Origin of the sequence: Xanthomonas chitinilytica, from assembly GCF_026107455.2 — a bacterium.
Classification (GTDB): Bacteria; Pseudomonadota; Gammaproteobacteria; order Xanthomonadales; family Xanthomonadaceae; genus Stenotrophomonas; species Stenotrophomonas chitinilytica.
Window position 1 is genome coordinate 45,386 of record NZ_JAPCHY010000013.1, and the last position, 11,216, is coordinate 56,601.

11 protein-coding genes are annotated in these 11,216 nt (G+C 72.1%); 4 read left to right on the forward strand and 7 right to left on the reverse strand.

Annotated elements, in window-relative coordinates:
• Window positions 1-103 precede the first annotated feature (103 nt).
• The gene (locus OK345_RS14455) at window positions 104-1,078 is read left to right on the forward strand and encodes a uroporphyrinogen-III C-methyltransferase (protein ID WP_265128690.1); all 975 of its coding nucleotides are present in this window, start codon (window positions 104-106) and stop codon (window positions 1,076-1,078) included.
• Complete coding sequence (locus OK345_RS14460; protein WP_265128691.1) at window positions 1,075-2,337, forward strand: heme biosynthesis protein HemY; 1,263 nt, start codon at window positions 1,075-1,077, stop codon at window positions 2,335-2,337. The genes OK345_RS14455 and OK345_RS14460 overlap by 4 nt, the downstream gene beginning before the upstream one ends.
• Window positions 2,338-2,448: 111 nt before the next feature.
• Here OK345_RS14460 and OK345_RS14465 read toward each other — a convergent pair whose 3' ends face one another.
• Both OK345_RS14465 and OK345_RS14470 read right to left on the reverse strand, forming a co-directional pair.
• Complete coding sequence (locus tag OK345_RS14465) at window positions 2,449-3,114, reverse strand: SGNH/GDSL hydrolase family protein (protein WP_265128692.1); 666 nt, start codon at window positions 3,112-3,114, stop codon at window positions 2,449-2,451.
• Between the two features lie 128 nt (window positions 3,115-3,242).
• Window positions 3,243-4,523 (reverse strand): acetyl-CoA C-acetyltransferase, encoded by a 1,281-nt coding sequence (locus tag OK345_RS14470; RefSeq protein WP_265128693.1) that lies wholly within the window; start codon window positions 4,521-4,523, stop codon window positions 3,243-3,245.
• A 107-nt stretch (window positions 4,524-4,630) separates the two neighbouring features.
• On the opposite strand from OK345_RS14470, the gene OK345_RS14475 reads away from it, so the two are divergent.
• Window positions 4,631-5,518 carry a hypothetical protein gene (locus tag OK345_RS14475; RefSeq protein ID WP_265128694.1) on the forward strand — a complete coding sequence of 296 codons (888 nt, stop codon included), beginning with the start codon at window positions 4,631-4,633 and terminating at the stop codon, window positions 5,516-5,518.
• Between the two features lie 449 nt (window positions 5,519-5,967).
• Window positions 5,968-6,393, forward strand: a complete 426-nt coding sequence (locus OK345_RS14480; RefSeq protein ID WP_265128695.1) for a VOC family protein — start codon at window positions 5,968-5,970, stop codon at window positions 6,391-6,393.
• 214 nt (window positions 6,394-6,607) lie between these two features.
• Here OK345_RS14480 and OK345_RS14485 read toward each other — a convergent pair whose 3' ends face one another.
• From OK345_RS14485 to OK345_RS14505, 5 genes are all read right to left on the reverse strand, one after another.
• Window positions 6,608-7,195: a superoxide dismutase family protein gene (locus tag OK345_RS14485; protein ID WP_265128696.1), complete on the reverse strand. Its 588-nt coding sequence runs from the start codon at window positions 7,193-7,195 to the stop codon at window positions 6,608-6,610.
• A gap of 35 nt (window positions 7,196-7,230) precedes the next feature.
• Window positions 7,231-7,806 carry a superoxide dismutase family protein gene (locus OK345_RS14490; protein ID WP_265128697.1) on the reverse strand — a complete coding sequence of 192 codons (576 nt, stop codon included), beginning with the start codon at window positions 7,804-7,806 and terminating at the stop codon, window positions 7,231-7,233.
• Between the two features lie 87 nt (window positions 7,807-7,893).
• A complete protein-coding gene (gene ntrC, locus OK345_RS14495; protein WP_265128698.1) occupies window positions 7,894-9,333 on the reverse strand; it encodes a nitrogen regulation protein NR(I) in 1,440 nt (479 codons plus the stop codon).
• Window positions 9,326-10,381 (reverse strand): two-component system sensor histidine kinase NtrB, encoded by a 1,056-nt coding sequence (locus OK345_RS14500; protein ID WP_265128699.1) that lies wholly within the window; start codon window positions 10,379-10,381, stop codon window positions 9,326-9,328. The genes ntrC and OK345_RS14500 overlap by 8 nt, the downstream gene beginning before the upstream one ends.
• A 37-nt stretch (window positions 10,382-10,418) precedes the next feature.
• Window positions 10,419-11,153, reverse strand: coding sequence for an N-acetylmuramoyl-L-alanine amidase (locus OK345_RS14505; RefSeq protein WP_265128700.1), 735 nt, complete (start codon window positions 11,151-11,153; stop codon window positions 10,419-10,421).
• Window positions 11,154-11,216 lie beyond the last annotated feature (63 nt).

Genomic DNA, 11,216 nt, shown 5'->3' on the forward strand with positions numbered 1-11,216 from the left:
ATCACGCTTGCAGCACCACCGCGCGACAGGTGATCCTTGCCGGGCATCGCCGACCGCCGCGACGTGCGCGACGATGGCGTGACCGACAAGGACGCAGTCCCCCATGAACGAATCGCTTCCGTCCTCTCCGCGCCGCAGATGGCGCTGGATCGCCGTGATTGTCCTGATCGTGCTGGCAACGGCCGCGATCTGGTTCGGCCACCGGCAATGGCAGGCCCGCGCGGCCGAGGCCGCGGAAGCCCGTGCCGCCGCCGCGCAGCAGCTGGCGGCATTGCAGCGGAGCGTCGACGCCCTGCGCCGCGACCAGCGCGCCAATGCCCGCGCCATCCAGGATGCGGCCGCCACCAACCGCGTGCTGCGCGACGAAATACTCGGCCTGGGCCAACGCAACGCGTTGCTGGAGGCCAACCTGGCGCAGCTGGCCGACAGTTCGCGCAGCAACGTGCCCTCGCTGCGCCGGGAGGAGGCCGAGCTGCTGCTGAGCCAGGCCCAGCAGCGGCTGGAATTCGCCGGCGACGTGGAAGGCGCCCGGCGGCTGTATGCATTGGCCGCCGGGGCGCTGGAAAGCATCGACCTGCCCGGCTACCTCGACCTGCGCCAGGCGCTGATGCAGGAGCGCAACGCGCTCGACGCGCTGGGCCCGGGCATCGTGCCCGCGCTGGACGCGAAGCTGCTGCAGTTCGCCGACGCCCTGCAACAGCTGCCCGACCAGGCGCCGGCCAACGGCGACGCCGGCCCATGGTGGCACCAGTTGCTGTCGCCGCTGGTGCAGATCCGCCCCACCCAGGGCGACGTGCTGGTGTCCCGCTCCGAACGCATCGCCGCGCAGGATTCGCTGCAGGTCGAACTGAGTCTGGCGCGGGCGGCGCTGGCGCGCGGCGACAGCGGCAGCTACCGGCGCGCGTTGACGCGGGTCGACGGCTGGCTGCTGCGGCTGTGGCCCGATTCCCCGGCACGGCGGCAACACCGGGCGGAGCTGGACGCCCTGCGCGACACCGAGTTGAAGCCGACGCTGCCGGAACTGGGCAGCACCCTGCAGCAACTGCGCGCGATGCGCGACGGGAGGACCTCGCCATGAAACCGTTCCGCTCCCTGCTGATCCTGCTGCTGGTCGCCGCGCTGGGCATCCTCGGCGCGCAATGGCTGGCCCAGCAGCAGCTGCGCGACCTGGGCGAGGTCATCGTCCAGGTCGGCGGCAACGACTACGTCGCCACCCTGCCGCAGGCCGCGCTGGCCCTGCTGATCGCCGTGCTGCTGCTGTGGCTGCTGTGGACGCTGGCCAGTGCGCCGTTCCGCGCCTGGGCCCGCTACCGGCGCCGCCAGGGCCGGACCCGGCTCTTCGAAGGCCTGCAGGCGCTGGAACAGGGCCAGTGGCAGCGCGCCGAACGGCTGCTGCAGGCGGCAGCCAAGGATCCGGAAGTCGGCACGGTCGCGCTGGCCGCAGCCATCCGCGCCGCCGAGGCGCGCGGCGATACCGCGGCCGCCGGCCAGTACCTGCAGCAGCTCGGCGCCGTCGACGCGACCAGCCATGCGCTGCACAGCGCCGAACGCTGGCTGGCGCAGCAGCGCCCGCTGGAGGCGATCAACGCGCTGGACGTGGCCGGCATCCAGCCGCTGCCGCCGCGCGGGTTGTGGCTGCGCACCGAAGCGCTGGCGCAGGCCGGCCGCGCCGCCGAAGCCTACGGCCAGCTCGGCGCCCTGCGCCAGCAGCAGGCGCTCACCGCCGACGCACTGGCCGCGCTGGAAACCCGCCTGGCCGCGCAGGCGCTGGCCGAGGCCGACGACGTCAACGCCCTGGCCGCGCACTGGGAAGTGCTGCCCAAGGCCTTGCGCCACGATCCGGCGGTGGTTTCCGTCTACGCGCGGCGCGCCGTGGCGCTGAACTGGGAAGAGCCGGCATTGCGCAGCCTGGAACAGGCACTGGAGGCGCGCTGGGACGAATCGCTGGCCGCGTTGTACGGCACGCTGCCGGTGGAGCGGTTCGATTCGCGCCGGGCCAGTGCCCAGCGCTGGCTGCAGGCCCATCCGGCCAGCCCGGCGCTGCTGCTGACCCTCGCGCGGCTGGCGCGGCGGCAGGGGCAATGGGCGCAGGCCGAGGAGTTCCTGCACCGGGCCATCGCCCAGGATGCCGGCGCCGATGCCTGGGAGGAACTGGGCGAGGGATTTGCGGCCAACGGCGACGACGCGCTGGCCCGCCAATGCCTGCTCAACGCGCTGCGCCTGCGCCGCGGCGAACCGGTGGACGCGCTGGGCGGCCGCGACCTGCAGCAGCAGATCCACGACCAGGCGGTGCCGGAAGAACGCGACGAGCACGGCTTGCCGCGGTTGCCGGATTGAAGGCGAACCCCGTAGGAGCGACGTCAGTCGCGACAGGGGCTCGCCCGCGAAATCCCACCGGCTAGGTTCATCGGCACGGCCCTGTCGCGACTGACGTCGCTCCTACGGGAATCATCCCGCCGGCCAGGGCCGTGCCTGCGGCACGGAGACGCAGCTGGCGGCTTCTCCGGCGACTGCCGCGCTCGACCAGTCTTCCAGCGCGGGTGCGTCGGCCTTTCCTTGCAGCGGCGCAGGCGGCCGGGCGCTGCCGATGGCCAGTGCATCGAGCAGCGTCATCGCCACCAACTGCGTTCCCAGCCGGGTCGGGTGCATGCCGTCGCGCTGGTACAGCGGGGTTTCCGGCGCCTGTTCCCGCGCCAGCCGCCAGGCGCTGGCGACCGGGGCCACGCATGCGCCCACCGCCTGCGCCGCCAGCCGGTAGCTGGTTTCGGCCTCCTTCGACCTATGCGCATGCTGCCGTTGCGGCCATGCCGAGAGCAGTACCAGCCGCGTGTGCGAGGTGGCCGGCAACAGCCGGTCGATGCGCTGCACGCTGGCGCGCAGCGCGTCGCGGCTGGCCGGCAATGCCGATGGCCCCTGCTGCAGCACCACCCAGTCCCAACGCTGGCCGAGCAGGCGCTGCAGGCGGCCGTCGCGCAGGTGGTCGGACAGCGCGTAGTCCGGCTTCGCCAGCAGGGTCACCTCCAGCCGTGCGTGCCGGCCGGTCGCCTGCCGGGTCAGTTCGCGCGGCAGGTCGTTGCTGTAGAGGTAGCTGTTGCCCACCAGCAGCACCCGCAACGGCGGCTCCTGCTGCGCCCATGCCGGACGCACAGCCGGCCACAGCAGGAGTGCGCAACCCGCCAGCCGCCACAGCCAGGCGCGGATCGATGGCCGGCCAGCGTTCCCTGCTGCCGGCCCGGTGGCCATCAGCGCTCGACGATCGCCACCACGCCCATGCCGCCGGCGGTGCAGATCGACACCAGCGCACGGCCGCCGCCGCGTTCGGCCAGCTGCTTGGCGGCGGTGGCGATCACCCGCGCGCCGGTGGCGGCGAACGGATGGCCGGTGGCCAGCGAGGAACCGACCGGGTTGATCTTCTCCGGATCGATCCGGCCCAGCGGCGCGTCCAGGCCCAGGCGGCTGCGGCAGTAGTCCTCGCTCTCCCACGCGCGCAGCGTGCACAGCACCTGCGCGGCGAACGCCTCGTGGATCTCGTAGATGTCGAAATCCTGCAGGGCCAGGTTGTTGCGCTTGAGGATTTCCGCCACCGCCACGGTCGGGGCCATCAGCAGGCCTTCGCCGTGCACGAAGTCGACCGCGGCGACCTGCGAATCGCGCAGGTACGCCAGCGGTTCGTGGCCGTGCGCACGCGCCCACTCGTCAGACGCCAGCAGCACCGCCGAGGCGCCGTCGGTCAGCGGGGTCGAGTTGGCGGCGGTCAGGGTGCCGCGCCCGGAGGTCTTGTCGAAGGCCGGCTTCAGCGTGGCCAGCTTTTCCAGCGAGGTGTCCGCACGCAGGATGTTGTCGCGCTCCACGCCGCGGAACGGCGCGATCAGGTCGGTGAAGAAACCGCGCTCGTAGGCCGCGGCCAGCTTCTTGTGCGAGGACACCGCCCACTCGTCCTGCGAGTCGCGCGAGATGTTCCACTGCTTGGCCATGTCCTCGCAGTGGTCGCCCATGCTCTTGCCGGTGCGCGGCTCGGCCACGCCGGGGAACTCGGGCTTGAGCTCGGAGAACCTGAAGCCGGACACCAGCGCCTTGAGCTTGTCGCCGGTGCTCTTGGCGCGGTTGGCCGCCAGCAGGCGCGCGCGCAGCTTCTTGCCGTAGACGATCGGCACGTCGGAAGTGGTGTCCGAGCCGCCGCCGATGCCCGATTCGATCTGCCCCAGCGCGATCTTGTTGGCGACGGTGATGAGCGTGTCCAGCGAGGTGCCGCAGGCGCGCTGCAGGGTGATGCCCGGGGTCAGCGGCGACAGCCCGGAGGACAGCGCGGCCTCGCGGCCCAGGTTCCAGTCGCTGGGATGCTTGATCACCGCGCCCATCGCCACTTCGCCCAGCTGCTGGCCGTGCAGGCCGAAACGCTCGACCAGCGCGCCGAGCGTGCGCACCGACATTCCGAGGTTGCCGACGTCCGAATAGGCCGTGTTCTGGCGGCAGAACGGAATGCGGACACCACCGAGGATGGCGACGGGACGAGCGCTGGACATGCGGATACCTGACAGGGAGGGAGGGGCTGCAACGCAACCTGCACGCAACGGGCAGGCATAATGGGGCAAAGTGTAGCTTCGACCCCGTGACGGGCCAACCGCGAAACATGAGCAATCCCTTCCCCGGCATGAATGCCCTCGGCGTACTGGCACTGGAACTGGCCGGCGGCGCGACCCCGCAGCACGCCGCGCTGTCCTCCGAACAGGCCGGGCAGCTGGCCGAGCGCATCGGCCGCGACCTGGCCAAGCTGGTGCCGCAGGTCGGCGAGATGGAACTGGTCCTGGCCGGTGCCCATTTCGACCCGGCCGAGGTGCTGCGTCCGGGCTGGCCGATCCACCGGCGGCTGCAGGAACTGCACCAGCGCGCGCCCGGCCGCCACCAGGGCCCGCGCCTGCTGGCGTTCGGCAGCGACGCCAAGGGCGAGATCCCGCTGCCGCTGCAGGCCGATGCCACGCTGACCGGCGGCGGCCTGCGGGTGCTGCCGTTCCTGCTGGCCGGCGACGACCCGCAACCGCTGCAGGCGGTGACCGAGGCGCTGGAAGAGGTGCTGCTGGCGCAGGGCATGGCCCATGCCGACACCGCACTGCTGGCGCAGCAGGCGTTCGGCGCGCAGATCGAGCACGCCCGTTACCTGACGATCAACGACCTGCTGGCGATGATGTCGATGCAGTACGACAACCAGGGGCTGGCCGTGCTGTGGCCGCTGCTGGAAGCCGCGTTGCTGGCGCCGGCGGACGAGGAATGGCTGCAGGCCGCCCCCGAACCGCTGCTGCGCTACGCCGGCGGCGAAGTGCGCATGGCGCTGTTCGACCCGGCCGGCTGGTGCGCGTACTACGCCCACGACAAGAACGACTGCCAGCGCCTGCAGCGGGTGTACGACCAGTACCTGATGCGCCAGCGGCAGCTGGCCGCGGTGCTGGAAGCCCATGGCGTGCCGGTGCTGTACGTGCACTGCGAGCCCGGCCAGGACCCCAGGCAGCTGCTGGCCGGCTGACGCCGCCCGGCGGGCAGGGCCGCCACGGAAATTCCTCCCTTCCAGGCAGCCTTCCCGGGCTGCCTCGTTGCCGCTCGAAAAGCTCGCGACTGACGTCGCTCCTGCAACGTATCCCTGCGACGCTGCGTGGCCTTGGACCATCGTCGGGGGATGTGCGACCCGGTCAGCTGTCAGCCGGCTGGTGCCGCCCACCGGCAGGGCCGCGACGGAAATTCTTCCTTTCCAGGCACCCCTCCAGGCTGCATTGTTGCCACTCGAAAGCTCGCGACTGACATCGCTCCTACCAGCAGCAAACAGGCGTTGTAGGAGCGAGGTGAGTCGCGGCCCGGGATGCCACCGGCCCTGAGCCGCCCCCGGTAACTCCGGCTACCCGGCGCTGCGACCGGCGCCTCATCGGCGCTACACGCGACGGCGGGCAGACTCGGCATGGACCCACGCCGGAGCCGTCCATGCCGCCATCCCCGCCGCATCTGCAGGGCATCCTGGAAACCGCGCTGTACGTCGCCGACCTGGCGACCGCCGGGCGCTTCTACGAAGACGTGCTGGGCCTGGCGCCGATGCATGCCGACGCGCGGCTGCTGGCCTACCCGCTGGCGCCGGCGCAGGTGCTGCTGCTGTTCCAGCGCGGCGGCAGCGAGCAGACCGTGCGGCTGCCGTTCGGCACCATCCCGGCGCATGGCGGCAGTGGCGAGCAGCACATCGCCTTCGCCATCGCCAGCGATGCGCTGGCGGGCTGGGAACGCCGCCTTGCCGGCCACGGCGTCGCCATCGAAGGCCGCACCGACTGGCCGGCCGGGGGCCACAGCCTGTATTTCCGCGATCCGGACCGGCACCTGCTGGAGCTGGCCACGCCGGGGCTGTGGCACAACTACTGAAAGCATCCGACAGAACACGCCAGCCCCCAACGAGGCGCTTTTCAACAGGCGAACGACCGCTCACCCAATGTTCTGGGCGGGGATCCAGGCGAACGCCTCCGGGGACCGGCGCCTTGCACCGCCGTGAAGCTTCTCCCGCCTAACGGTTCTGTCAGCCGTTCCGGTTCTGTCCCCGCGGTCGCGGCAACGGCGCCTGCCGTCGCCGCGCGCGGCCTCACTCGGCGCGTTCGATCACCGCGCAGGCCAGGCGGCCGCCGGCATTGCCGGTGGGCTGGCTGGTGTAGTCGTCCGGATCGGCATGCACGATCAGGCCGCGGCCGATGATGTCGAAATCGTCGCCGTTGCCGACGTTGACGTTGGCCGACACCGGGCCGTCGATGCGGGCGTTGCCCTGCGCGTCGGCGGCGATGTTGGGCATGTCGCCGCCGTGGTGGACCTCGCCGGTCACGCTGCCGTGCTCGACCTGCGCCGGGTTGAAGTGACCGCCGGCGCTGCTGCCGTCCGCCGCGCTGCAGTCGCCCTTCTCGTGGATGTGGAAGCCGTGCTCGCTGTCCGGCTGCAGGCCGCTGACCTGGCCGCTGGCATGCAGGCGGCCGTCCACCACGGTGAACTCGACCTGGCCGCTGACCTGGCTGTCGCCCAGCGGTGCCAGGGTGGCGCGTGCCACCACTGCGGCGGGTTCGGCCTCGGCCGTCGGGGCCGGCGCCGCGGCCTCCGGCGCCGGGGTGGTGTCCTGCGGCTGGCAGGCGCCCAGGCCCAGCACGGCGATGGCGGCGAACAGCGGGGTATGGATCGAACGCATCGGAAACTCCTTGGTGTGTTGTCTGTGTGGGGATATCAACGGGTGACCCGGATCACGCCGCAGGCGATCCGCGCGCCGGCGTTGCCGGCCGGCTGGCTGCGGTAGTCGTCGGCCTGCGCATGCACCACCAGCGCACGGCCGGCGATGTCGTTGGCCGCGCCGCCGCCGAGGGTGACGCCGCGCAGTTGCACGTCGACGTTGGCCACGCCTTCGCCATCGACGACCAGGTTGTCCATGTCGCCGGCATGGTGGGCGCCGCTGCCGGCGCGGCCGTGCGGCATCGCCGTGGGATTGAAGTGGTCGCCGGCGCTGGCGGCGTCGATGGCGCTGCAGTCGCCACGCTCGTGCACGTGGAAGGCGGCCAGCCGGTGTGGTTGCAGGCCGCCGACCACGCCGCTGATGCGCACGCCGCCGACCACGGGCACCAGCACCAGGCGGCCGCTGACCAGGCTGGCCGAGGCCGGGGCGAGATTGGCTTCGGCCTGCTGCGCGGTGCTGACGGCGACCGGCGGCGGCGGTGCGGGCGGCGCCGGCGGTGGCGCCGAGCTGCACGCTCCCAGCACCAGCAGCACGGACGACAGCGGCAGCAGGAATGACGAAGAACGACGCATCGATGGCTCCATGTAACGGGGGGACGCTAACCGCGGCGGTGTCCACGCGCCATGAAGCCGGCGCGGCACCGCGGTCGGCGGACAGTATCAGCTGCGGCGGCGGCCCGGTCCCAGCTTGCGGGTCACGGTGTTGCGGCCCAGCCCCAGCCGTGCGGCGGCTTCGGCACGACGGCCGTGGGTGAACTGCAGCGCCGCTTCCAGCAGCACCGCATCCAGCCGCTCGCGCGCCTCGGCATGCAGGCCCTCGGCGCCCGTGGCCAGGCGCTGCCGCGCCCACGCCGCCAGTTGCTGGTCCCAATGGCCGGGATCGACCGCGCGGCGGACACTGCGGCCGCCGCGGGCCAACGCCATGGCGACATCGGCCGCATCGATGGTGTCGGCCACCGCCAGTGCCGCCAGCCGCCAGCACACGTTCTCCAGTTCGCGCACGTTGCCCGGCCAGTCGTGCTCGCGCAGCGCCTGCAGTGCCGCCGGGGTGAGCCGCTTGGGGGGAGTGTCAAGCTTGCGCGCGGCCGTCGCCAGGAAGTTCTCGGCCAGTCGCGGCACGTCGGCGCGGCGCTCGCGCAGCGGCGGCAGCTGCAGCCGCACCACGTCCAGCCGGTGCAGCAGGTCGGCGCGGAAACGCCCCTGCTCCACCAGCGTTTCCAGGTCCTGGTGGGTGGCGGCGATCACCCGCACGTCGACCCGGATCAGTTCGCGGCCGCCGACGCGGAAGAATTCGCCTTCGGCCAGCACCCGCAGCAACCGCGTCTGCAGCGGCAACGGCATGTCGCCGATCTCGTCCAGGAACAAGGTGCCGCCGTTGGCCTGTTCGAAGCGGCCGACGTGGCGGCGCTGGGCGCCGGTGAAGGCGCCGGCCTCGTGCCCGAACAGCTCGCTTTCCAGCAGTTCGGCCGGAATCGCGGCGGTGTTGAGCGCCACGAACGGCCCCTTGGCGCGCGGCGATTCGCGGTGCAGCGCATTGGCCACCAGTTCCTTGCCGGTGCCGGTCTCGCCGTTGATCAGCACCGACAGCGGCGCCTGCGCCAGCCGCCCGATGGCGCGGAACAGCGCGCGCATCGCCGGGGTATCGCCGATCAGTTGCGGGCTGTCGGCGGCCTTGCCCGGCGCTACCGGCAGCGCATCTTCGGTGCCGTCGGCGTCGGCTTCGGGCAGCGCGCGCCGCGCCAGTTCCACCGCATCGTCCAGGTCGAACGGCTTGGACAGGAACTCGTGGGCGCCGCCGCGGAACGCGCCGGCGGTGCTGGCCACGTCGGTGTAGGCCGACATCACGATCACCGGCAGCTGCGGCTGGGCGCTCTTGAGCTTTTCCAGCAGCACCAGGCCGTCGTCGCCGGGCATGCGCACGTCCGTGAACAGCAGGTCCGGCGCCGGCCGCTGCGCCAGCGCCTGCAGCGCGGCGGCGGCGCTGTCGAAGCCCTCCACCGCGTAACCGGCGTCGCGCAACGCGGTGGACAGCACGAAGCGCACCGAACGGTCGTCGTCGACCACCCAGACGCGGTGGGAAGGATCGCGGTTATCAGCCATCGCGCAGCTCCGGTTCCGGCTCGCCGGCCGGCAACGGCAGCAGCAGGGTGAAAACGGTGTGGCCCGGGCGCGAACGGTAAGTCAGGTTGCCGCGGTGCTCGCGCGCCACCTGCTGCGCCAGCGCCAGGCCCAGGCCGGTGCCCTCGGCGCGGCCGCTGACCAGCGGCAGGAACAGGTGCTCGGCCAGTTCCTCGGGCACGCCGCGGCCGTCGTCGACGATCTCCAGCCGCAGCGCCAGGGTATGCACCTGGTCGGCGATGCGCAGACCGTGCTCGACCCGGGTACGCAGGGTGACGCTGACCGCGCCGGCCTGGATCGCGTTGCGCACCAGGTTCCAGGCGGCCTGGGTCAGGCGGTCGGCGTCGCCCGGGAATTCGGGAATGCTGGGGTCGTAGTCGCGCTGCAGCCGCACCGACCAGCCGGCCTCGTTCTCGGCCAGCCGCAGCACCCGCTCCAGCGACGCATGGATGTTCAACAGCGCGTGCGGGCGCGCCGGCGCCGGCGACAGCAGTTGTTCCAGCAGCGCGTTGAGGCGTTCGATCTCGGCGCCGATCAGGTCGATCAGCTCGCGCTCGTCGGCATCGCGCTGGCCGGCGCGGCGCGCCAGCAGCTGCGCGGCGCCCTTCAGCCCGGCCAGCGGATTGCGCAGTTCGTGCGCCAGTCCCTTGAGCGCGGCGCTGAGCGCGCCGGGCAAGGCCTGGGCCGGGTCCGATACCGGGAATTCATCGACCGGGTAGGCCTCCAGCAACCAGCCGCCACCATCGAGCCGGCTCAGCCAGCCTTCGGCGAAGCGCGACGCCTCGCCCGGCAATGCCATCGCCAGCCGGTGCAGGCGCAGTTCGTCACGCTCGTCCTTTTCCAGGAAATGCGCCAGCGCCGCGCCCTGCGCTTCCAGCGAGGCCAGCGGCTGCCCGAGCAACCGCCGCACGCTGACCCCCAGCCAGCGCGCGAATGCCGGGTTGGCGCCCTGGATGCGTCCGTCCGGACCGGCCCAGGCCACCGGGGTGCCGAGCATGTCGAGCGAGGGGGGCGCTGCAGTCATGGTCATTGCACCAATGTAGTGCAAAGCGCTCGCAAACGCTGCCTCAGCGGCGCTGCAGCAGCAGCGAATGTAGGATGCGCGCGTCCTCGGCGTCGAGCTCGGCGGGCAGTTCGTCGCTGCCGCGGAAGCGGCGGTGGAAGGCGCGCACCGCATCCTGCGGCGCCTCCATCGGGTAGCCGAACGCCTGCAATGCCAGCCAGGCGTCGAAACCCTCCGGTGCCGGGCCGTGGGCCGGGTCCGGCCATTCGCCGAAACCGGCGGCGGCCAGCTGCTGCCAGGGGAAGAAGCGGCTCGGGTCCTGCTTGCGCGACGGCGCCAGGTCGGCGTGGGCGATGATCTGCCGGCGCGGGATGCCCAGCCGCGTGCACAGGTCCTCGAGCAGCCGCAGCAACCCGTCGATCTGCGCCGGCGCGAACGGACTGTCGCCATCGTTGTCGATCTCGATGCCGATCGAGGCCGAGTTGAGGTCGCTGATCGTGCCCCAGCGGCCCGGCCCGGCATGCCAGGCGCGGCGCTCGTCGGCCACCAGCTGGTAGAGCGCGCCATCCGCGCCGACCAGGTAGTGCGCGCTGACCTTGCCGCCGCTGTTGGCGCTGCGCAGGGTGTCCAGGCTCTGCTGCACCGAATCCTGGTCGGTGTGGTGCAGCACGATCACCATCGGCTTGCGCTCGTTGTGGTTGGGCGAAGGCACCCACTGCGCCAGCGGGTTGCGGGCCGTGTGGGTGCAGGCGGCGAGCGCGGCGACCAGCGCCAGCGTGATCGGGAATCGCAGGGTCATGGCCCATTGCAGCGGCAGCGGCCTGGCATTGCAAGCCTGCGCCAGGCCATTGCGCGATGCGCA

Bases quoted from the DNA above. Each gene is read 5' to 3' on its own strand.
- OK345_RS14470 (WP_265128693.1), bottom strand. From the start codon at position 4,523: ATGTCCAGCGCTCGTCCCGTCGCCATCCTCGGTGGTGTCCGCATTCCG.
- OK345_RS14460 (WP_265128691.1), top strand. From the start codon at position 1,075: ATGAAACCGTTCCGCTCCCTGCTGATCCTGCTGCTGGTCGCCGCGCTG.
- OK345_RS14455 (WP_265128690.1), top strand. From the start codon at position 104: ATGAACGAATCGCTTCCGTCCTCTCCGCGCCGCAGATGGCGCTGGATC.
- OK345_RS14505 (WP_265128700.1), bottom strand. From the start codon at position 11,153: ATGACCCTGCGATTCCCGATCACGCTGGCGCTGGTCGCCGCGCTCGCC.
- OK345_RS14480 (WP_265128695.1), top strand. From the start codon at position 5,968: ATGCCGCCATCCCCGCCGCATCTGCAGGGCATCCTGGAAACCGCGCTG.
- OK345_RS14485 (WP_265128696.1), bottom strand. From the start codon at position 7,195: ATGCGTTCGATCCATACCCCGCTGTTCGCCGCCATCGCCGTGCTGGGC.
- ntrC (WP_265128698.1), bottom strand. From the start codon at position 9,333: ATGGCTGATAACCGCGATCCTTCCCACCGCGTCTGGGTGGTCGACGAC.
- OK345_RS14490 (WP_265128697.1), bottom strand. From the start codon at position 7,806: ATGCGTCGTTCTTCGTCATTCCTGCTGCCGCTGTCGTCCGTGCTGCTG.
- OK345_RS14500 (WP_265128699.1), bottom strand. From the start codon at position 10,381: ATGACCATGACTGCAGCGCCCCCCTCGCTCGACATGCTCGGCACCCCG.
- OK345_RS14475 (WP_265128694.1), top strand. From the start codon at position 4,631: ATGAGCAATCCCTTCCCCGGCATGAATGCCCTCGGCGTACTGGCACTG.